Raw genomic sequence first — 20301 nt, 5'->3', positions numbered from 1 at the left:
GACAGCGGAACGCCCCCTCGTCCGATCGTCGGACCGTTCATCCGTCCGATCGTCCGACGAGGGGGCGTTCCGCCGCTCGGGCTCAGATCAGGCCGAGGGCCTTCACCGCGTCGCGCTCCTCGACCAGCTCGGCCACGGAGGCGTCGATGCGGGCGCGGGAGAAGTCGTCGATCTCCAGGCCCTGCACGATCGAGTACTTCCCGTCGGTCACCGTCACCGGGAACGACGAGATGATGCCCTCGGGCACGCCGTACGAGCCGTCCGACGGGATCGCCATCGAGACCCAGTCGCCCTCGGCGGTGCCGTTGACCCAGTCGTGGACGTGGTCGATCGCCGCGTTCGCCGCCGACGCCGCCGAGGACAGGCCGCGCGCCTCGATGATCGCCGCGCCGCGCTTGGCGACGGTCGGGATGAAGTCGTTCTCCAGCCACGCCTGGTCGTTCACGGTCTCGGCCGCGTTCCGGCCGTTGACCTCGGCGTGGAACAGGTCGGGGTACTGGGTGGCCGAGTGGTTGCCCCAGATGGTCAGCTTCTTGATGTCGGTCACCGACACGTTCAGCTTCTTGGCGAGCTGCGCCAGCGCCCGGTTGTGGTCCAGGCGGGTCATCGCGGTGAAGCGCTCGGCCGGGACGTCCGGCGCGTGCTGCTGCGCGATCAGGGCGTTGGTGTTGGCCGGGTTGCCGACGACCAGGACGCGCACGTCGTCCGCCGCGCCCGCGTTGATCGCCTCGCCCTGCGGCTTGAAGATGCCGCCGTTGGCCTCCAGCAGGTCGCCGCGCTCCATGCCCTTCGTGCGCGGGCGGGCGCCCACCAGCAGCGCCACGTTCACGCCGTCGAACGCGGTCTTGGCGTCGTCGGTGATGTCGATGCCGGACAGCAGCGGGAACGCGCAGTCGTCCAGCTCCATCGCGGTGCCCTCGGCGGCCTTGACGGCCTGCGGGATCTCCAGCAGGCGCAGGCGCACCGGGACGTCCGGGCCCAGCAGGTGGCCGGAGGCGATGCGGAACAGCAGTGCGTAGCCGATCTGGCCGGCCGCACCGGTGACGGTGACATTCACGGGCGTGCGGGTCATGTGCCTTCCCGAATGTTGTGGCTTCAGTCCTCGGGCACGCACCACCAGGCAGGCTGACGACCTGTCAGCGGCGGTCTCTACACCGGGACCGCGCGCCGGACGGGTTGCCCGGCAGGTCGGAGGTTACCAACTGGAGAACGATGACAAGGTGTGACAGTGGACATCATCGAAGCCGTCACCGACGAGGACTACTCCGACGCGAACCTGTACGAGCAGCGCTGGGAGGGTCGCTCGTTCGTGCGGTGCGACTTCACCGAGGCCGACATGCGCGGCCTGGTGACGTCGAACTGCACGTTCACCGACTGCGTCTTCGACCGGACCGACCTGGGCGAGTCGACGCACACCGCGTCCGCGTTCCGCTCCTGCAAGTTCACCCGTGCGGTGCTCGGCGACGCGGTGTTCCGGTCCTGCACGTGGCTCGGCTCGGTGTTCGCGGACTGCTCGATGCGGCCGGTCACCGTGGAGGAGACCGATCTCACCCTCGCCGGGCTCGCCGGCGCCGTGCTGCCGAAGGTGTCGCTGCGCGGGCTGCGGCTGCGGGAGGCGAACCTGGAGCGGGCCGACCTGCGCGAGGCGGACCTGCGCGAGGCCGACCTCACCGGCGCCCGCCTGCTCGGCTGCCGGCTTGACGGGGCCGACCTGCGCGGGGCGCGGCTGGACGCGGACGGGCTCGTGCAGGCGTCGCTGCGCGGTGCCCGGGTGGACCTGGGCACCGCGGTGGCGTTCGCCGGCGCGCACGGCCTGCGCGTGGACTAGCCGCGCCCCCGACCGGTCAGTGGGTGGGCGCCTCCTGGTTGGCGACCTCGACCAGGACGCCGTCGGCGAGCATGTCGTCGATGGTCTTGGGCATCAGGTACGCCGTGCCGCCGCCGGGCTGCTCGAACCACGGCACGGCGATGCCCGTCAGCACCTCGACCGGCCGGCGCAGCCGGTACACCTTGTACGGCCGGTTGATCCACGACGGCACGAGCGACCGCTCGGCGAACGGCGTGCCAGCGGCGTAGACGAGGTTGCCCGTGCCGTCGCCGAAGCGGTCGACCTCCACGCCGGGGGGCAGCTCGACCATCTTCTTGTGGCGGAAGAGGGTGAGCGGCGGCTCACCGTTCATCGGCTTGATCGGCCACGTCCGGACGGGCTTGGCCTCGCCCTGCTGGCCCGGCTGTTGCTGGCCCGGCTGCGGCTGCTGGACGGGCGGCTGCTGGACCGGCGGCGGGGGCGGGCCGGGACGGCGCGGCGGCTCGCCGCCGAACCCGTTGTTCATCGGCGGGCGGGGCCGCTGCTGCTGGGGCGGGGGCGGCGGGAGCAGCGGCGGGGCCGGGCGCGGCGCGCGGCGGTGGGTGAGGGCGAGCTTGCCCACCAGGTAGGCGGTGGCGTCCTCGACGCGCTCGAAGCGGACCGGGTTGGTCGGGCCGCGGTCGAACCACGACACCTCCCAGTCCTGGTCGTCGAGGCGCAGCAACCACGTGCGGTCGGCGGGTTCGCCGAACCGGTAGGCGGCGGGCGGCACGTCCAGCTCGTCCAGGGCTCGGCGGGTGCCGGCCAGCTCGCGCTCCTCGTCCGGGGTGATCTGGCGCGGTTCCCTCGGCGGCACGGGCGCGACCTGCACGGGCTGCACGGCCTCGGTGTACTGGGTCGGCGCCTGGTCCGCGAACGGCGGGGGCACCTGCTCGGCGAACGGCGCCTGCTCGGCGAACGGGGCGGGCGCGTCGTCCCGGTCCCCCTCCTCGGCCCGGCGGGGCTGCTCGTCGTGGCCGTCGTGGCCGTCGTGCTGCTCGTGCTCGGCGTGGCCGGCGTGGTCGGGGTGGCCGCCGTGATCAGGGTGGCCGGCGTGGTCGGCGTGGCCGCCGTGCTCGGCGTGGCCCTCGTGCTCGGTGTGGTCCCCGTGGTCGCGGTGCTCGGCGAACTGCCGCTCCGGGAACGGCTGCCCGGTGAACGACTGCTCCGCGAACGACTGGTCGGCGAACTGCCGCTCGGCGAACGGCTGGTCCGCGAAGGGCTGCTCCGCGAACTGCTGCTCGGCGAACGGCTGCTCGGCGTGCCGGTCGTCGCGCACCTCGTCGTCGTGCCCGTCGAAGCGCGCGTCCTCCCGCTCGTCGAAGCGGTCGTCGTCGTGCGCCTCGTGGTGGTGCTCGACCTCGCGGACGTCCTGGGACCGGTCGTCCTGGAGCCGGTCCTCGTGGGACCGGTCGTCGTGCGCCTCGTGGTGCGGTTCGGCCTCGTGCGCGTCGAAGCGGTCGTCGTCGTGCGCGGCCGGGGCGTAGAGGTGCTCCTGGCCGACCCCGAACTCGGCGGTCACCTCGTCGGGCGCGTGCCGGGCGTCCACTTCGGCCGGTCGGTCGTCGACCCGCGGCCCGTCGGCGACGGCCCCGACCTCGGCGGTCTCCTCGGCATCGGCGTCGGCGTCGGCCGGCTGGGGGTCCTCGTCCGCGAACGGGTTCCACGTCTGCGTGTCGCCCGGCTCCCGCTCGGGGCGCTCGTCCCGCTCGTCGCGGTCGGCGGGCTCCTCGCGTTCCTCGCGGTCGTACGCGGGCACCGGCGCGAACAGGTCCATGCCGTCCACGTAGGACTCGCGCCGGTACCGGTCGTCGATGACCGGGCCGTCCTCCTCGAACCGCACCCGGTAGGGCGGGCCCTCCTGGGCGTACTCGACGACGTCCGGCTTGAGGTCGGTGAGGTTCGCGGTCTGCTCGACGTCCGCGCGGACCGGTCCCCGGTCGTCGTCGGCGAGCAGCTCGGGCAGCGGCGCGGCGACCGTCGCGCCCACCTCCACCGGCGCTTCGACCGGCGCCTCGGGCGGCTCGGCGACCGGCAGCGCGGTGCCCTGCGGCGCGGCGGGCGCGCCCAGGTTCGCGGCGGCGGCGACCCGTGACTCCTCGGACACCTCGGGCAGCACGAAGTCCTGCTGCCGGGCCCGCTCCACCAGCTCCGGCTCCGGCGGCACGCCGTAGGCGCGCAGGTAGTAGCCGACGGCGGCGGGCCAGATCCACTGCCCGTCCGTCTGGAACGCCATCGGGACGACCTGCGGCGCGTCCGGGTTGAGCACGTCCGCGTCGAACCCGCGCCCGACCACGGCGACCGGCGCGCGGTCGAGGTAGCTCAGCAGCAGATCGCGGTCGGCCTCGGGGACCGGCGGGCGGTTCACCGAGGGACGCCCGCCGGGACCCGCGCCGTCGAACACGCGGGCCGAGCGGAACGCGCGCGGCGGCTGCCGGTCCTCGAACCCGGCCGCCGGCGCCGGCTGGAGCCTGCGGCGCAGCCAGTCCGGCACGTTGTCGTCCGTGCGCGGGAAGAAGCGCATCTCGTCGAGGTACGCCTGCGGCGGCGGTGGCGTCTGCCAGGACGGCTCGGCGCGGTCGAAGTCCAGGTTGTAGCTCGACGGGTGGTCGAGCTGGTAGCGGGCGTTGGACCAGCTGCCGCGACCCTCCCGGTACATGCCCGCGCGCAGCCGCGAGAACAGCTGCGCCACGTCCGGCGGCGGGGACCACGCGCGCGCGGCGCCGTCGGCCGACCGCACCTCGGCGGCCAGCTCGAAGTACCGACCGGTCGCGCGGTACTCGGCCGTCACGTGGCGCCACTCCTCGGGAGCGGCGCGCATCAGCGTGAGGCCGATCTGCTTGACCAGCGCATCCTGCTCGGTCGGGTTCAGCGGCTTCAGCTCGGACACGTGGACCATCTTCCCCCGCGACTCCCCGTGCCCGCACGGGACCCCGCTGGGCCGAACGGACTAATGACGCCCAGCGATCACCCCTGGACCTTCGGTGGCGGGGGCTGCGTCGTCGCTTCCGGCACCTCCACCAGGCTCCCGTCGGCCAGGAGGTCGCGCACCGCCGACGCCAGGAAGAACCCCGTGCCGCCGCCGACCTGCCCGAACCACGGGACCGCGACGCCCACCAGCGCGGGCACCGGCTTCTGCACCCGGTACACGTGGTAGCGGCGGTTCAGCCAATCCGGTGGCAGCGAGCGGTTGCCGAACATCGTGCCCGCCGCGTACACGAGGTTGCCCGTCTCGGCTCCGAACCGATCAAGTTCGGTGCCGGGCGGCAGCACGACGGGCTCGCGGTCGCGGAACAGCGACAGCGGGGGCTCGTCGGGCAGCGGCTGGATGTCCGGCACCGGCTGCACCACCGGCGCCTGGTTCGCGGTCCGCGCCCCGTCGAGGTCGGCCCGCCACAGCAGCTCGGCGAGCAGCACCTTCGCCGCGTCCACGGCGTGCTCGTACACGCGCGGCCGACCGTGCGGGCCGCGGCTGCCGTCCCAGAACTGCACCTGCCACCCGGACGTGCCGGGCGCGGGTTCGAGGACGAACGCGTCGGGCTTCGGGTCGACGATGCCGTACTCGGACTCGGCGACCCCGTAGTGGTCCAGCCGCTCCTTGAGGTGCTCCAGCGCGCGCCGGTCGGCGTCGTTGATCACCCGTTCGCGGTACTCCGGCAGGGGCGCGCCATCAGCCCGACCGGTCGCGACGGCGCTCGCCGCGTCCTCCTGCTCGGGGGTCACGGGCGGCACGGCGTAGCCGTTGTCCCGGATGTGCTGCACGAGCTGCGGCACCGGCGGCACGTGGTGCTCGCGCAGGTAGTGGGCCACGCCGCCCGGCCACACCCAGGTGCCGTCGGTGTGGAAGGACAGCGGCACGGACGGCTCCGCTCCCGGCGCGAGCGCGTCCTGCCCGTAGGAGCGGGCGGCCAGCACGACGGGCGCGCCCTCCAGGTAGGCGAGCACGTCGTCCCGCTCCTGCGGGTGCACGGACGGCCGGTGGTGCACGGGCGTGCCGTCGGGGGCGAGGCCGTCGAACACCGGAGCCTCGTGGACCGCGGGGGCCGGACCGGACGGGGTGGTGAGCCCCGCGCGCTCCCGCAGCCACGCCGGGACCGCGTCCGCGTCGCGCGGGTACAGCTCCAGCTCCTCGACGTGGTGCCGGGGCTCGGGCGCGTGCCTCCAGGCCGGCTCGCCGTCGCGGTCGAACGTCGCCGAGTACGTGTCCGGGTGCACCAGGTGGAACTTCACCGAGAACCACGTGCCCCGGCCCGGCACGGCCATGCCGTCGCGCAGCTGCACGAAGAACGGCAGCGCCTCCGCCGGCAGCTCCCACTCGAACGACGAGCCGTACATGGTCAGGCCGGACACCTCGGCCTCCAGGTGCGAGCCGACCATCCGGAAGTCGACCCACAGCTGCTCCCAGTCGCCCGGCAGGCGCTGCACCAGCAGCGTGGTGACCGAACCCAGGATGGCGTTCTGGTCCTCGACGTCCAACTGCGGGGCGGTCATGCGTTCTGCTCCTCGGTGCTGGCGCCCGCCTCGACGAGCCTGGCGCGCAGCCAGTCCGGGACGTAGGCGTCGTCGCGGGGGAAGACCTGGAGGTCACGGGCGAAGTCGGCGGCCGGCACCGGCGGGTCGAACAGCGGGTCGTGGTCGAAGTTGTACGTGATGTCGATGCGGACCGGCGCGTTGACCACGCAGCGCGCGGAGAACCACGTGCCCCGGCCCTGCCGGTACATCACCTGCCGCATCTCCTGGAACGCGGCGTTCAGGCCGTCCGGCGGGACCACGTCGGGCGTGGCCCCGTCCGGCAGGTAGACCTTCAGCGCCAGGTCCTGCACGGCCACCGTCATGCGCACCAGCAGGTCGACGCGGCGGAAGCCCTCCGGAGCAGCGTCCAGCAGCATGCCGCCGATGTGCTGGAGCAGCTCGTCGTGGCGCTGCTCAGAAGTCGGCCGGCCAGAGGGCTGCGTTGTGCTCATTCGGGTAGCTCCTGACGTAGATCTCGGTCGTGCCGTCGTCGAGCGTCACGCGCCAGCGGGTCTGGTACGTGTGCGGGTGGCGTTGCAGCGGGTCGCGCAGGGCGAAGGTGTCGATGATCTCGACCGTACCGCCGGCCCTCGTGAACGCCGCGCGGTCCCGCTCCATCCGGTGCCAGGTCTCCTCGGTGACGAACGCCGGCCGCTCGTTGCCCTGGTTCTGGTCGCGCTGCTGGCTCGACTGGTTCGCCGCCTCGCCCGGACCGCCGGTCTTGTTGCCCTGGTGGTGGCCGCCGTCGGACAACTTTCGCCCGTTCGAGTCGACTTCGCCGTGCGTGCCGACGTCGAGCTGGGCGGCGCTGTCGCGGCGGATCGCCCCGCCCGAGGACAGGTCCGGCCTGCCGGTCGTGGCGACCGTCTCGCCGTCGCCGTTCGTGCGACCGCGCCACGTGTCGTTGTCCGCGACCAGCACGGCGTTCGGCAGCGGGTTGTTCAGGTCCGCGCTGAACGGCCGGAACGTGTGGACGTGCGACGCGGCGCCGTCACCGCCGGTCTGGAACGTGCCGTAGCCCTGGCCCTGGTGGTCGTCCAGCACGAACCGGGTGCCCGGCGGCAGGTCGGTCCGCGCCGAGAACGGGTTCCGGTTGTCGTACGGCTGGAGCACGGCGTCGCGCTGCTGCGGCGTCCAGCCGCCGGTGTCGCCGCCGACCACCGCGACCGAGTACTCCCACCTGCCGTCGACCCTGGTGCGCTCCACCCGGAGGTGCACCTCGCCGTTGGCCGGGGCGGGCCAGGTCCGCGTCGGCTGCTCCGCCCGGCCGAGGCCGTAGAAGCCGTCCGAGGTGACCTGCGCGTTCGCCGGGGCCTGGGTGATCTCGTTGTTCACCCGGCTGCGCTGGCCCGAGTGGGTGTCCTCGAACACCACGTGCCCGGACTCGTCGGTGAGGAACCGGCCGCGGTGCTGGCCGTGCTCGTCGCTGACCACGTACTCGGTGTTCGCGTCGTGCACCTGGCCCGGTCGGCTGAACGGCTCGCCCTGGCCGAGGCCGGTGACCGGGACCTGCCGGGTCGTCGTCGGCTCGGTGCGCGCGACGGCGTCCTGCGGGTGGCCGTTCGCGTCGGTCCGGTACTCCTGGTGCAGCGGGCCGCGGTCGATGTTGTAGTTCGCGCCCTGCGAGGAGTGCATGACCTCGGGGTTGCGGGTGTCGTCCGCCAGGAAGTCCGGCGCCGCCACCCACCGCGGCCGGCCGTCGGCGTCGGTCTGCACCGTGCCGCGGTACGCGCCGTCGGTGCCGTGGACCTCCAGGCGGGTGTCCGCGGGCAGGTCCGTGCGGGCGGTGAACGCCTCGCCCGGCGCCGGCGCCAGCGGGTGGTCCGCGCCGACGACCTGGCGGCCGTTCGCGGGCTCCGGGACCGGCTCGATCGGTACGGCCCGCTCGACCTGCACCGTCCGGTCACCGACCCGGATGGTGTCCTGCGTGACGGCGCGCGTGCCGTCGGCGTTGGCCACGAACACGTCGTTCCGCTGCCCGACCTCCACCCGGTAGTGGGCGTTCGGGACCGGGTTGAGCACCTCGGGGTTGTCGCCGTGCCGGGTGTTCGGCGCGACCGCGTCCACGAAGACGTTGCCGTCCGCGTCGACGTGCACGACCGTGCGGACCCGGCCGTCCGCGCCCTCGACCGCGATGCGGGTGTCGCGCGGCAGGTCCTGGCCCTGGAAGAACGACTGGTCGTCGCCCAGCCGGACGGTCTGCTCGTGCCGGGTCCCCGGGGCCGACCACGGCTCCTGCACCTGCGGCTCGACGTCCTGCCGGCCGCGGTGGGCCTGGTCGCCGTCGCCCTGGCCCCCGTTCGCCAGGTCGCCGGTCGGCCGGTGGCCGGGCGGCATGCCGTTCTCGCCGACCGGGCCGTGCGCGCCGTCCGGCTCGAACGCGTGCCAGCCGCCGTCCGGTGGGATGCGCGGGCCGGTGCCGGACTCGTTCGGCGAGCTGGAGTAGACGTTGCCGTGCTGGTCGGACCACGCGAGGCCGTCCGGCGCGATCACCCGCTGCCCGGTCTCCCGGGAGACGTGCGCGGCCAGGCTGTCGGCACCGCCCGCGCCCGCGTCGCAGCCGACGAGCACGATCGGCCGGTCCACCAGGTTCGGGTGGTTGTCGATCAGCTCGACCAGCTCGGCGCGCGAGTAGCGCGTGTCGCCGATGCGGACGCCGTCGCCGTCGGTGTGGACGTCGAGGACGACGTGGTCGTCACTGGCCGGGATGCGGCTCGACAGGTCGCGGAGCCGGTCCTCGGTGTGCAGGGCGACGCCCGCGTCGGTGACCTGGCTGTTGCGGATCGCCTGGTCGACGCGCTGGGACACCTCGCCGACCGGGATCGGCCCGGTGTGCGCGACCGGACCGAGGTCCGGGTTCGGCGCGAGGTCGGTCGCCTGGTTCGCGGGGGCGTAGTCGTCGAACGCGCCGTTGCGGGCCTCGTCGACGCTGACCGTGTCGGGCCGGGAGACGTTCCCGTTCTCGTCGAACGTGCCGAAGTCCGGCGGCAGCACCCGGCCGTCCGCGGGCGGCACGTCCACCTCGCGCATCACGCCGAGGTCGATCAGCCGCTGCACGCTCATCCGCCCGGTGTTCGGGTCGGCGAGGTCCGCGCTCAGGACGGGCTGGAGCTGGCGCGCGCCGCCGGCCTGGTCGAACGCGGGCGCGACCGGCGCCAGCTCGACCGTGAGGGGCGCGTCGAGGACGTAGACGTGGTAGCCCTTGCCGAGGCTGTCCGGCATGATCGCGCGCTCGCCGAACCCGTACGCCTGACCGTCCGGGCGCAGCGGCGACAGGAAGTCCCCGCCGGGGCTGCCGAACCGGTCCAGCACCGTGCCGGCGGGCAGCTCGACGACCACCCGCGGCCCGCCCGCGCCCTGGTTCGGCGGCCAGTCGATGCCGCCGTCGGGCGTCGAGTGCGCCGCGCGGAACGGCTCGTAGCTGCCGTAGGGGCCGTAGGGCTGGTAGCCGGGCTCCACGATCGCGGCGGCGCGCTGGTCGTACGTGCCGACCGACTGGTCCCCGGGGCCCGTGGCCTCGTGCACCGAGTGGTAGGGGCCGTCGTGCGAGAAGCCCTCGACCACGCCCGCGGGCTGGTTCCAGACGTTCTTCTGCGGGAACGGGTCGGCGGTGGGGTCTGAAGTGGGGTTGGTGCCCGGGTCGGTGCCGGAGTCGGCGGGCCACTCGTGCGCGGCGACGGGCGAGTGCTCGTCACCGGGCACCCCGGCCGTGTCGCCGGTCGTGTCGCCGCTGCCGTCGGTCGGGTTGACCGGTTCGGTGCGCGCCGCGGCGCTGTCACCGGGAGCCGGACCGTCCGGGATCGGCGCGGTGGTGGGCGCGGTGGTGGGCGCGGGCGTCGGCGCGGGAGCAGGCCGGTCCGCACCGGGCGTGGTCCCGTCGCCGCCACGAGCGGCAGGGGCGGGACCGTCCACCCTAGGCGCGACGGGCCGAGGAGCCGGTTCCGGCGAGCGCGCGGGCGCGCCACCGTCCGGACGAGCCGGCGCAGCCGGACCACCAGGCTGCTGACCGGCAGGCTGCTGACCACCGGGCTGCTGACCCGCAGGCCCGTACCCACCGGCCGGAGGCGGATAACCCCCGGGCTGGGGCCCGAACCCACCGGGCTGCGGCCCGAACCCGCCAACCGGGTTCACCGGGGGCTGCTGCACGGGCGCGCCTCCGCGCTGCTCCGGCAACGCGACCGGCCCGGCGTGCTGCACCGGCTGCACCGGAACCCCGGTCAACGAACTGGCGCTGACCGCGTCCGTCCCGCGAACGTCATGACCCCCGCCGGCCCCGCCATCGGTGAAGAACTCCCCGCCGGAGTGCGCGGAAGGCCCACGCCCGCCACCGCCACCGCCGCCCCCACCCGCAGCCCCACCAGGAGGAGGCGCGAACCCGCCACCCCCCAGAGGAGCGGCCCCACCAGCGGGAACACCCCCGGCAGGCGCAGGCCCGCCACCAGGCGCGTGACCCCCGGCAGGCGCGTGCCCACCGGCAGCCGGCGGCACCCCGCCACCAGCAGGAGCAGCCCCACCACCAGGCGCGACAGGCGCAGCAGGAGCACCAGGCACAGGCCCACCGGTGGCCACCGGCCCACCGGCCGGCACCCCGCCCGAAGGCACGGGCCCACCAGCGGAGCCACCACCAACAGGCCCACCGGGAACAGGACCACCGGGAACAGCGCCCCCGACAGCAGGCCCGCCGAACGAGCCACCCCCGGGCAGGGGCCCACCGGCCCGAGGCCCGGACGGACCCCCCGCAGCCGATCCACCCGCAGTCGATCCACCCGGAGTCGCCCCGCCGGCAGCCGATCCGCCGGCAGAGGGCCCACCAGCGGCCGACCCGCCGGCGGCAGGCCCACCGGCAGCGGGACCACCAGCGGCGTGACTCCCACCGACCGACCCACCAGGCGCGGCACCGCCCACCGGCGCACCACCACCCGAGGACCCACCGACCGGAGAAGGACCGCCCGCGAAGGCCGACCCACCGGACACCGGCGCACCACCGGGCATCCGCGCGCCCGACCCACCGGGCGTCGAACCACCGGACCCACTGGGAGCGGAGCCCGCCGGTCCGCCCACCGAAGGACCACCGGCGGAAGGCCCACCGACAGCGGGCCCGCCGATCGGGGACCCACCACCCGGATGCCCACCAGCCGAATGCCCGCCGACCGAGGGCGCGACCACCGGCGGCGCGGCACCGGACGTCCCCAGCCTGCTACCGATCGAAGACCCTCCCCCACCGGCACCGGGAGCGGTCGGCAGCGAAGCCCGTCCACCACCCTGACCGGCGGGCGCACCACCGAACGACGACGGCGCACCACCACCGGTCGACGCCCCACCACCCGGCGACGAGTCGCCCACCGACGGCGGCGCACCCACCGAAGGCCCGGGAGCGGGCGGCGCGGCAACGGACGACGTGCCCGTCGTGCCCGCCGGCATCCGGTTCAACCCGTCGCGGCTCACCGAAGGCCCACCCGGCGCACCCGAGGCACCCGGACCGGCCGCAGGACCACCCGCGGCAGGACCACCCGCGGCAGGACCACCGGCGGTCGGTCCGCCCACGGTCGGCGGCCCCGGCACCGGCCCACCGACGGGCGGCCCACCGTCGGGCCCACCGGCGTTGACGCGCGGCGGCTCGACCGAGATGCCGTCCTTCGCCCCGCCGATCCCACCGGACACCGCACCCGCCGACGCACCCATGAGCACGTCGCGCGCCGAGATGTCCTGCCCCAGCGCGGCGGCCGTGCCGACGGTCGACACCGCGCCCTCGACGGCACCGCGCGTGGCACCGGCGGCCACCTGCCCGGCCAGCCCGCCACCCTCGAACTTGAGACCGCCCGACACGCCGCCGACCAGGCCCGACACCGCACCGGACACGGCGGCCTCGGTCGTCTTGCCCCAGTCCCACGACTGCCGGTCGCCGCGCGCCACCTGGATGCCCTGGATGGCCGCGTCGATGCCCACGGAGATCGCGACCTCCTTGAGGATCGCGATGATCAGCTGCCGGAACGTGAACTGCACGATCAACCGCGTCGCCTGCTGCGCGATCGGGATGCCCGCGGTGGACGCGCCGAACGTGCCGAACGCCGCGGCGATCAGCGCGGCGATCTCGATCGCCAGCGCGATCAGCGACGCGATGATCGACAGCTTGGTGTACTCCACCTCCAGCGCGGTGTTGTCGCAGCTCTCGGCCAGCTGGTCGCAGACCTTCTGGAGCTTCGGCAGGTACGAGTCGTCGCCCTCGGAGAACTTCTTCCAGTACTCCTCGAACGCCTTGACCGCGTCACCGGTCTGGCTGGCGTACACGCTGGACGCGGCGCCGTTGCCCTCGTCGATGACGGACTTCACGCCCTGCGCGGCCGTGCGGTAGGCGTCGGCCATGCGCCGCAACGCCGTCTCGTCACCCTCCGGCCAGCTCTGCCCGACCACGATCGGGAAGAGCCAGGTGACCTCGCTCGGGATCTCGATGCCCACCGCAGTGCCCCTCAGTAAGTCCGGGAGATCCCGGTCGCGTTGCCCTGGTCCGAACCCTCGTACGCGTCGGCGGTCTGCTCCACGGCCGTGCGGATGTCGTCGAGGGCCTGCGCGAGGCTCCCGAACGCCTCCAGCGTCGCCTGCGAGTTGGGCACGTACTGCTTGGCGAACGCCTGCCCCGACTCGTCACCGCCCCAGCACTGGCCCTCCGCCTGCAACGCGGAGTTCAGCGCCTGGAGCACGCCGTCGAGCGAATCGCCCGCCGCGCCGAACTGGCCCGCACCGCGGCGCAGGCCGGACACACTGACGTCGAAGCCGGTCACCAGCCACTCCTGTCCATGAAGCTGCCGCCCTCGTCGTCGTCACGGGGCGCGGGACGCCTGGGCGGCGTCGACGCCTGCGGCACGACCGGCGGCTTCGGGATGAGGTCGGACAGCGACGGCATGCCGGGCAGCATCTCCGACAGGTCGACGCTCGCGCCCTGCTGCGCCGGCGCCAGCACCTCGTTCAGCTCGGTCCGCGCCTTGGCGACGGCCTGCTGGACGGTCTCGGCGGTCAGGCGGGCCAGCCGGTCCGGGGTGGTGCGCTCGAAGGCGTTCGCGGAGAACTCCAGGGACGTCAACGCCCCCGCCGAGTCGACGGTGGCGCGCACCGACCCGTCCTTCGACACCGCGGTGGCCGTGATCGCCATGGCCTTGGCCTGGGTCTCGCGCAGTTCGGCGGTCTTCTTGTTCAGCTCGGCCAGGAGGGAGTCGACCTGCTCGCGCATGGCCGCGTTCCGCGCCTCCAGCTCGGCCCGTCGTCCGGTCGGATCGGTCACAGCTGTCCCCTCGTGAGCGGCGTCAGAGGTGCTGACGCTAACCGAGGCCCGCGGGTTCCCGCGGATGTTCGGCATCCCGCTGTCGGCACCGCCCCCGCTGACACCGCCCCTGCCCGTGCCGTCCTTGCCGGTGCTCCCGCTGTCGGTGCTCCCGGGCAGAGTGTGACCGTGCTGCGCCCCTACCGAGAGCTCGCCGGTGTCCCCCACCTCCCGTGGCTGCTGCTGTGGTCGCTGCTGGGCCGCATCCACCTGCCCGCGACACCGCTGGCGGTGTCGTTCCTGATAGCCGGGTGGACGGGGTCGTACGCGGTGGCGGGCGTGGTCGGCGGCGCCCTGACGCTCGGCATGGGCGTGGCCGGACCGGTGCGCGGACGGGCCGCCGACCGCAGCCCGGCGGGACGGTTGTTGCTGGTCACCGCCTTGGGCTACGGCACGGGCATCACGGTGCTGGGACTGCTGCCCGCGGTGCTGCCCGGCGGCGCGTGGCCGGTGGCGGTGGTCGTCGGCTTCCTGACCGGGCTGAGCACCCCGCCGGTGACGGCGATGAGCCGAGCGAGCTTCCCGCGCCTGGCGACGGGCACGGCGCAGTCGGCCGTGTTCACGGTCGAGGCGTCGATGCAGGAGGTCATGTACATCGTCGGCCCGGCGCTGGCCGCGACCGTGGTGGCGGTGTGGAACGCGCAGGCCGCGCTGTGGCTGTGCGGCGCGCTGGCGGTGTTCGGGGCGCTCGGGTTCGCCGCCGCGCTGCGCCGGGCCGGCCTCGACGAACCGGTGGCGCGGGAACGGGCGGCGGGCGGGCGGACGCTGCTGGCCGACCGTTCCCTGGCGCTCGCGCTGGTGACCGCGCTGTTCCTGGTCGCGTCCCTGGTGTCGATCGACATGGTGATCATCGCCTGGGCCCGCGACCTGGGCAAACCGGCCATGGCCGGGGTGTTGACGGCGGTGTGGGGCGTCGGGTCCGTGATCGGCGGCCTGATCGCGGGCGGGCTCACCGGGCGGGTCCGGTTCGCCCGGCGGATGCTGTTGATGGCGCTGGGCGTGGCACCGCTGGTGCTCGTCCTGCCGCCGGTGGTGGAGCCGTCGTCGGCGTGGCTGATCGGGCTCGTGCTCGGAGTGGGAGGGATGGCCATCGCACCCGCCATCGCGGCCAACAACCAGCGGATCAGCGGCCTCGCCCCGGACGACCGGAAGGCGGAGGCGTTCGGCTGGATGGGCACGTTCACCACGGCCGGCTCGGCGTTGTCGCTGCCGGTGGCCGGGACGCTGCTCGACCACGTCGGCCCCGCCGCCGCGGCGGGCGCGAGCGCGGCGTTGGCGCTGTTCGGGGCGTTCCTGGCGAGCCGGGTGCGCGACCGCGAGGTCGTGCCGGTTGGGTGACGGGGGTCGGTTCACCGGCGCGCTCCTCGCGGTCGTCGGTGGGGTGTTCCTGGCCGTCCAGGGCCGGTTGAACGGCGAACTCGGGCACGTCTTCGGCGACGGTTTCCTGGCCGCGCTCGTGTCGTTCGGCGGTGGGCTGGCGCTGTTGCTGCTGGCCGTGCCGATGTCCCGGAGCGGCCGGGCCGGGGTGGCACGGCTGGTCGCGGCACTGCGCGCCGGCCGCCTCCGCTGGTGGCAGTGCGCCGGCGGGGCGTGCGGCGCGTTCTTCGTGTCCGCTCAGGGCCTGACGGTCGCGACGCTGGGCGTCGCCGTGTTCACCGTGGCCGCGGTCGCCGCGCAGGCCGTGAGCAGCCTCGCGGTCGACCGCGCGGGCGTCGGCCCCGCCGGGCGCGTGCCGCTGACCCGCCCCCGCGTCGCCGGCGCGGCCCTCGCCGTGGTGGCGGTCGCGGTCGCCGTGTCCGACGAGATCGGCGACCCGGCCGGCCTGTGGCTCGCCCTGCTGCCCGCCCTGGCCGGCTTCGGCCTCGGCTGGCAGCAGGCGGTGAACGGCCTGGTCCGCGAGGCCGCGGACAGCACCCGGGTCACCACCATGGTCAACTTCGGCACCGGCACGGCCGTACTGCTCGTCGTCTGCGCGGTGGACGTGGCCGCACGCGGCCTGCCGTCCGCCGCACCCGCCGAACCCTGGTACTACGCGGGCGGCGCGCTCGGCGTCTTCACCATCGGCTCGGCCGTGCTCGCCGTCCGCCGGCTCGGCGTGCTGCTGGTCGGGCTGTGCCAGGTGGCGGGCCAGCTCATCGGCGCCCTCACCCTCGACCTCGTCGCCCCCGCCGCAGGTGGGCAGCTGTCCACGATGACCGTGATCGGCACGGCGTTGACGCTGATCGCCGTGGTGGTCGCCGCGCTGCCCACCCGCCGGTGATGAGAGGATGAGGCACGTGACTGCGACGATCCTCAACGGCAGGGCTACCCGGGACGCGATCTTCGAGGACTTGCGCGGGCGGGTCGCCGCCCTGGCCGAGCAGGGCGTGACGCCCGGCCTGGCCACCGTGCTGGTCGGCGACGACCCGGGATCGCACTCGTACGTGCGCGGCAAGCACCTCGCGTGCGCCAAGGTGGGCATCACCTCCCTCCGCCGCGACCTGCCCGCGGACACCACGCAGGAGCAGCTCGAAGCCGTCATCGACGAGCTGAACGCCGACCCGGCGTGCACCGCGTACATCGTGCAGCTGCCGCTGCCCAAGCACCTCGACCCGAACCCGATCCTGGAGCGCATCGACCCGCGCAAGGACGGCGACGGGCTGCACCCCGTCAACCTGGGCAAGCTCGTCCTCGGCGACGAGGCCCCGCTGCCCGCCACCCCGCGCGGCGTCGTCGAGCTGCTGCGCCGCTACGACGTGCCGCTGGCCGGCGCCAACGTGACCGTCGTCGGCCGCGGCGTCACCGTCGGCCGCCCGATCGGCCTGCTGCTGACCAGGCGCTCCGAGAACGCCACGGTCACCCTGTGCCACACCGGCACCAAGGACCTCGCCGCCGAGGTCCGGCGGGCGGACATCGTGGTCGCGGGCGCGGGCAGCCCCGGCCTGATCACCGCCGACATGGTCAAGCCCGGCGCGGCCGTCGTCGACGTCGGCATCACCCGCACCGACGCCGGCCTGGTCGGCGACGTCCACCCCGACGTGGCCGAGGTCGCGGGCTTCCTGGCCCCGATCCCGGGTGGCGCGGGACCGATGACCATTGCCATGCTGCTGACCAACACGGTCGAGGCAGCCGAGCGCAACCTCGCGACGGCCTGAGGCGGAAGCGGTGGAGTTGTTGCCGGAACAGCGCTGGCGGTCGGCGGCAGGTCGACACCTGCCGTTCGCCCTGGTGCTGGCTATCAGCCTCCTCGGTTTCGTGCGGATCGTGCAGTACCACTGGCGGCAGGGCGTCGTGCTGATCGGCCTCGCGCTGCTGGTCGCCGCCCTGCTGCGGGTGATGGTGACCGACGAACAGGCGGGCCTGATCGCCATCCGCAGCCGCAGCGTCGACGCACTGCTCTACACCGGCCTGGGCTTCGCCGTGATAGTGGTCGCCATGACCATCATCGGCGGCCCCCTGGACCGCTAGTACCCGCGGAGGACCGACGGCCGCCGACCCCCGCCTGGCTCGGTCCCGCCGGCCGAGCCGGTCAGGCCGCCACGCACTCGGCCCACCCGGACGCCCGCCTCCGGACGCCCACCCTTGGGCGACTCGGCCTTGGGCGACTCGGCCCGCCCGGACGCCTGACGACTCGGACGCCTGGGCCGCCTGAGCACCCGGTCCCCGCCGGGCGGCCGATCCGCCCGTCAGCCATCCGCCACCGGCGAGCAGCTCTCGCCCCGCGACCAGCTCCCCGCCGGCAGCGGGTCCCGGTCAGGCGCGCTCGACGAGCGCGGTGATCAATCGCGTCATCTCCTCCTCCGGCAGCACGTCGGGCAACGTCAGGTGCTCCACGACCAGTCCGCTCATCGCCAGGTAGAGCGACACGACCGTGGTGCGGTCACCGGGCAGGCCCGCGTCCAGGTGGAAGCGGACGTTCTCCTCCAGGGTCCGGCTGATCGTCTTGGTCAGCGCGGCCTGCAACTCGGGGCGCCTGGTCGCCTCCAGCCGCAGCTCCAGCAGGGCGAGGTACCCGGTCCGGTCGACCTGGAGCCGCCCGAGCAGCTCCTGGAGCAGCCGCACCACGAGACTCTTGTCCGGCGGCGAGTCCATGGTCTTGGCGAGTCGCACCGCGTCGGGCGTGAGGCGGACGTGGATGTGCTCCGCCACCTGCCTCAGCAGGTCGTCGCGGTTGGCGAAGTAGTTGGACGCCGTGCCCTTCGGCACGGCGGCCTCCACGTCGACCGCCCGGAAGGTCAACCCGCGCGCGCCGTCACGGGCGAGCACCTCGATCGCCGCGTCGACCAGCGCCGTTCGCCTGGTCGGGTTACTCGTCATGATCCCTCCTTGACAACCACTCCAGCCATAGTACTACAGTCGAAGTGGTTGACGCCAGACACGGAGGAATGAGCCATGCGGAACCTGACCTACTTCATCGCCACCTCGCTCGACGGGTTCATCGCCGACCCGACGGGCGGGTACGGCGACTTCCTCTTCGAGGGCGACCACATGACGGCCATCTTCGAGGAGTACCCCGACACCCTGCCGGGCCAGGCGCGCCAGGCGCTGGGCATCGACGCCCCGAACAAGGAGTTCGACACGGTCCTCATGGGTCGCGCCACCTACCAGGTACCGGGCGGGCCACCCAGCCCGTACCCGCACCTGCGCCAGTACGTGGCCTCCTCCAGACTCGGTTCCACCCCGCCTGACGTGCAGGTGGTCGCCGATCCCCTGGCGACGGTCCGCGAGCTCAAGGCCGAACCGGGCCTGGGGATCTGGCTGTGCGGCGGCGGCAGGCTGGCCGCCACCCTGCTGCCCGAGATCGACGAACTGGTCCTCAAGGTCCACCCGATCGTGTTGGGCAGGGGAATCCCTCTGTTCGCGGGCGACTTCCCGGCGGCGCGCTTCGCGGTGACGTCCACGAGGACCTTCGACACGGGCGTCGCGTTCACCACCTACAGCAGGGAGGACCCCACCTGACCGATCGAACCGACCCGCTCCCGCACGGCTGCCGACGCGTCCCATCGCGATCCCACTCGACGACCACACCCGCACGACCGTCGAGCAGCCTCCCCTTCCGCCACGCCGTCAGCGGAAGTCGCGGGAACGAGAAGGAATGCGCAGCTCCAGGCACTGGAGGCGTTCGGCGCGGACGCTGACAACTCCCCCTGCCGACTCGACGACGCCCCGGATGATCAGCGCCGGGCTCGTCCGGGCGACTCGACGGCAGCGGGACCAGGGGCCGGCGGTGCAGACGACGTTGACCATGCCCGTCTCGTCCTCGTTGTTGAGGAAGGTGACGCCGCCCGCGGTGGCGGGGCGTTGGCGGTGGGTGACGGCGCCCCCGACCAGCACCCTGGCGCCGTCGGGCACGTCGGGCACGTCGGGCACGTCGGCCAGGGCGGCGGTCGACAGGGCGCCCAGGGCGGTGAGCCGTTCCCGGACGAACTCGGTCGGGAAGCTGTCCGGGGACAGGCCCATCGCCCAGACGTCGGCGACGGCCAACTCCACCTCGTCCATCCCGGGCAGGGCGGGGGCGTCGGTGCCGACGGTGGTGCCGGGCAGGTGGCCGGGGCGGATCTTCGCCACGGCCCCGCCGCCCACAGCGCGGCACGCCGGTCGAGGCCGAAGCAACCGAAGGCGCCTGCGGTGGCCAGAACCTCGACCTGCGCGGTGGTGAGCCGGACACGGGCGCCGAAGTCCGCCACGTCCCGGAACGGGCCGCATCCCGTTGCGCGACAACGGCTTCGGCGACCTGTCGCCCGATGCCCCGGATACCGGCGAGGCCGATGCGGACGGCCTGGTCACCGTCGACGGGTTCGAGGGTGGCGTGGGTGAGGCCGGCGTTGACATCGGGACCGAGTACGCGCACGCCGTGGCGGCGGGCGTCGGCCACGAGTGATTGAGAGGAGTAGAAGCCCATGGGCTGAACGCAGCAGGGCCGCGCAGAACGCGGCCGGGTGCGAGCTGGCCGCTGGTGATGGTGCGGCACAGCGCGTGGTAGCCGTCGCGGCCGGTGGCGAGCAGCAGCAGGTGCTCGCCCTCCGGGTGGGGTGCGCCGTTCCGCGGTGCCGACAGGCCGAGGCTCAGCTCGGTGCCGAAGACCGTGCGCACGCCCAACTCCCTGGCGGCCTCGGCGAACCGCACCACGCCGTACATGCCGTCGTGGTCGGTCAGCGCTATGCCGTCCAGGTCGAGCTGCTGCGCGCCCTCGACCAGTTCCTCGGGGTGGCTCGCGCCGTCGAGGAAGCTGAAGTTGGAGTGGCAGTGCGGCTCGACGTACGGGACGCGCGAACGGGTGAGGCCCAGCTCGTCGACCTTGAGCCCGGCGGCGGCCGGTGCCTGGTACCGGTCACGGCGACGAGTCCACCCAGGCCCGTCGTCGCTGTCGGGCGCCTGGGGCTCGCCCGACAGCGCCCGCTCCAGGTCGGCCCACCGGACCGGCGGGTTGTTCCAGCCCATCAGCACACATCCGTCAGGGCAGGGTGTCCGGGGCGCGTCGGGGGGACGGGATCAGCGACAGGAGGTCGGGCGACTGCCAGGCGGAGAACTGCCGGGCGGAGGACGGCGTGCGCGGTGGCCGCCACGTGTGCGGGTGAGGGGCCGCCACCAGCGGGGGCAGAGGGGCCGCTGGTGGCGGCGGCTTCCGGGGGACGCGCCTGGGCAGTGG

At 74.1% G+C, this 20301-nt stretch carries 15 protein-coding genes and 3 pseudogenes; 6 read left to right on the top strand and 12 right to left on the bottom strand.

What is annotated here, in order from left to right; all coding sequences use genetic code 11:
* Positions 1-82: 82 nt before the first annotated feature.
* Complete coding sequence (locus tag ACR807_RS16050; protein WP_438922114.1) at positions 83-1072, bottom strand: malate dehydrogenase; 990 nt, start codon at positions 1070-1072, stop codon at positions 83-85.
* 156 nt (positions 1073-1228) lie between these two features.
* On the opposite strand from ACR807_RS16050, the gene ACR807_RS16045 reads away from it, so the two are divergent.
* Entirely contained in the window at positions 1229-1828 is a 600-nt protein-coding gene (locus ACR807_RS16045) for a pentapeptide repeat-containing protein (protein WP_438922113.1), read from the top strand.
* 16 nt (positions 1829-1844) lie between these two features.
* Here ACR807_RS16045 and ACR807_RS16040 read toward each other — a convergent pair whose 3' ends face one another.
* From ACR807_RS16040 to ACR807_RS16005, 8 genes and pseudogenes are all read right to left on the bottom strand, one after another.
* Positions 1845-4736 carry a glycohydrolase toxin TNT-related protein gene (locus ACR807_RS16040; protein WP_438922112.1) on the bottom strand — a complete coding sequence of 964 codons (2892 nt, stop codon included), beginning with the start codon at positions 4734-4736 and terminating at the stop codon, positions 1845-1847.
* A gap of 77 nt (positions 4737-4813) precedes the next feature.
* Positions 4814-6337: a TNT domain-containing protein gene (locus ACR807_RS16035; protein ID WP_438922111.1), complete on the bottom strand. Its 1524-nt coding sequence runs from the start codon at positions 6335-6337 to the stop codon at positions 4814-4816.
* A complete protein-coding gene (locus ACR807_RS16030) occupies positions 6334-6810 on the bottom strand; it encodes a hypothetical protein (RefSeq protein WP_438922110.1) in 477 nt (158 codons plus the stop codon). Before ACR807_RS16030 ends, ACR807_RS16035 begins: the two co-directional genes overlap by 4 nt.
* Entirely contained in the window at positions 6773-10270 is a 3498-nt protein-coding gene (locus tag ACR807_RS16025) for a TNT domain-containing protein (RefSeq protein WP_438922109.1), read from the bottom strand. Before ACR807_RS16025 ends, ACR807_RS16030 begins: the two co-directional genes overlap by 38 nt.
* A gap of 305 nt (positions 10271-10575) precedes the next feature.
* Complete coding sequence (locus tag ACR807_RS16020; protein ID WP_438922108.1) at positions 10576-11052, bottom strand: hypothetical protein; 477 nt, start codon at positions 11050-11052, stop codon at positions 10576-10578.
* Between the two features lie 1372 nt (positions 11053-12424).
* Positions 12425-12769 (bottom strand): annotated as a pseudogene (locus tag ACR807_RS41680) (WXG100 family type VII secretion target); the annotation flags it as partial.
* Positions 12770-12825: 56 nt separating this feature from the next.
* Positions 12826-13137 (bottom strand): WXG100 family type VII secretion target, encoded by a 312-nt coding sequence (locus ACR807_RS16010; protein WP_438922106.1) that lies wholly within the window; start codon positions 13135-13137, stop codon positions 12826-12828.
* Positions 13134-13634 (bottom strand): YbaB/EbfC family nucleoid-associated protein, encoded by a 501-nt coding sequence (locus ACR807_RS16005; protein ID WP_438922105.1) that lies wholly within the window; start codon positions 13632-13634, stop codon positions 13134-13136. The genes ACR807_RS16010 and ACR807_RS16005 overlap by 4 nt, the downstream gene beginning before the upstream one ends.
* Before the next feature lie 168 nt (positions 13635-13802).
* Here ACR807_RS16005 and ACR807_RS16000 point away from each other — a divergent pair, with 168 nt between their 5' ends.
* From ACR807_RS16000 to ACR807_RS15985, 4 genes are read left to right on the top strand one after another with little or no spacing between them, the layout of a single operon-like run.
* Positions 13803-15011: an MFS transporter gene (locus tag ACR807_RS16000; protein WP_438922104.1), complete on the top strand. Its 1209-nt coding sequence runs from the start codon at positions 13803-13805 to the stop codon at positions 15009-15011.
* Positions 15004-15933: a DMT family transporter gene (locus ACR807_RS15995; RefSeq protein WP_438922103.1), complete on the top strand. Its 930-nt coding sequence runs from the start codon at positions 15004-15006 to the stop codon at positions 15931-15933. Before ACR807_RS16000 ends, ACR807_RS15995 begins: the two co-directional genes overlap by 8 nt.
* A 16-nt stretch (positions 15934-15949) precedes the next feature.
* Positions 15950-16807: a bifunctional methylenetetrahydrofolate dehydrogenase/methenyltetrahydrofolate cyclohydrolase gene (locus ACR807_RS15990; RefSeq protein WP_438922102.1), complete on the top strand. Its 858-nt coding sequence runs from the start codon at positions 15950-15952 to the stop codon at positions 16805-16807.
* 19 nt (positions 16808-16826) lie between these two features.
* A complete protein-coding gene (locus ACR807_RS15985; RefSeq protein WP_438922143.1) occupies positions 16827-17120 on the top strand; it encodes a DUF3017 domain-containing protein in 294 nt (97 codons plus the stop codon).
* 285 nt (positions 17121-17405) lie between these two features.
* Here ACR807_RS15985 and ACR807_RS15980 read toward each other — a convergent pair whose 3' ends face one another.
* On the bottom strand, positions 17406-17969 hold the full coding sequence (locus ACR807_RS15980) for a TetR/AcrR family transcriptional regulator (protein ID WP_438922101.1): 564 nt from the start codon (positions 17967-17969) through the stop codon (positions 17406-17408).
* 75 nt (positions 17970-18044) lie between these two features.
* Between ACR807_RS15980 and ACR807_RS15975 the strand changes: the two genes are divergently transcribed.
* Positions 18045-18611: a dihydrofolate reductase family protein gene (locus ACR807_RS15975; protein ID WP_438922100.1), complete on the top strand. Its 567-nt coding sequence runs from the start codon at positions 18045-18047 to the stop codon at positions 18609-18611.
* Positions 18612-18719: 108 nt separating this feature from the next.
* On the opposite strand, the pseudogene ACR807_RS15970 reads toward ACR807_RS15975, so the two are convergent.
* Both ACR807_RS15970 and ACR807_RS15965 read right to left on the bottom strand, forming a co-directional pair.
* Positions 18720-19594 (bottom strand): annotated as a pseudogene (locus ACR807_RS15970) (helix-hairpin-helix domain-containing protein); the annotation flags it as partial.
* A 1-nt stretch (position 19595) separates the two neighbouring features.
* Positions 19596-20093, bottom strand: a pseudogene (locus ACR807_RS15965) (PHP domain-containing protein); the annotation flags it as partial.
* Positions 20094-20301: the final 208 nt, after the last annotated feature.

The sequence above is a fragment of the Saccharothrix sabaoui genome (assembly GCF_051756985.1).
GTDB lineage: Bacteria > Actinomycetota > Actinomycetes > Mycobacteriales > Pseudonocardiaceae > Actinosynnema.
Note: the sequence above shows the minus strand (reverse complement) of the source record. Positions and strands in the feature narration are given on the sequence as shown.

Coding starts and splice junctions, on each gene's coding strand:
- ACR807_RS16050 (WP_438922114.1), bottom strand. CDS start 1,072: ATGACCCGCACGCCCGTGAATGTCACCGTCACCGGTGCGGCCGGCCAG.
- ACR807_RS16035 (WP_438922111.1), bottom strand. CDS start 6,337: ATGACCGCCCCGCAGTTGGACGTCGAGGACCAGAACGCCATCCTGGGT.
- ACR807_RS16030 (WP_438922110.1), bottom strand. CDS start 6,810: ATGAGCACAACGCAGCCCTCTGGCCGGCCGACTTCTGAGCAGCGCCAC.
- ACR807_RS15980 (WP_438922101.1), bottom strand. CDS start 17,969: ATGACGAGTAACCCGACCAGGCGAACGGCGCTGGTCGACGCGGCGATC.
- ACR807_RS15975 (WP_438922100.1), top strand. CDS start 18,045: ATGCGGAACCTGACCTACTTCATCGCCACCTCGCTCGACGGGTTCATC.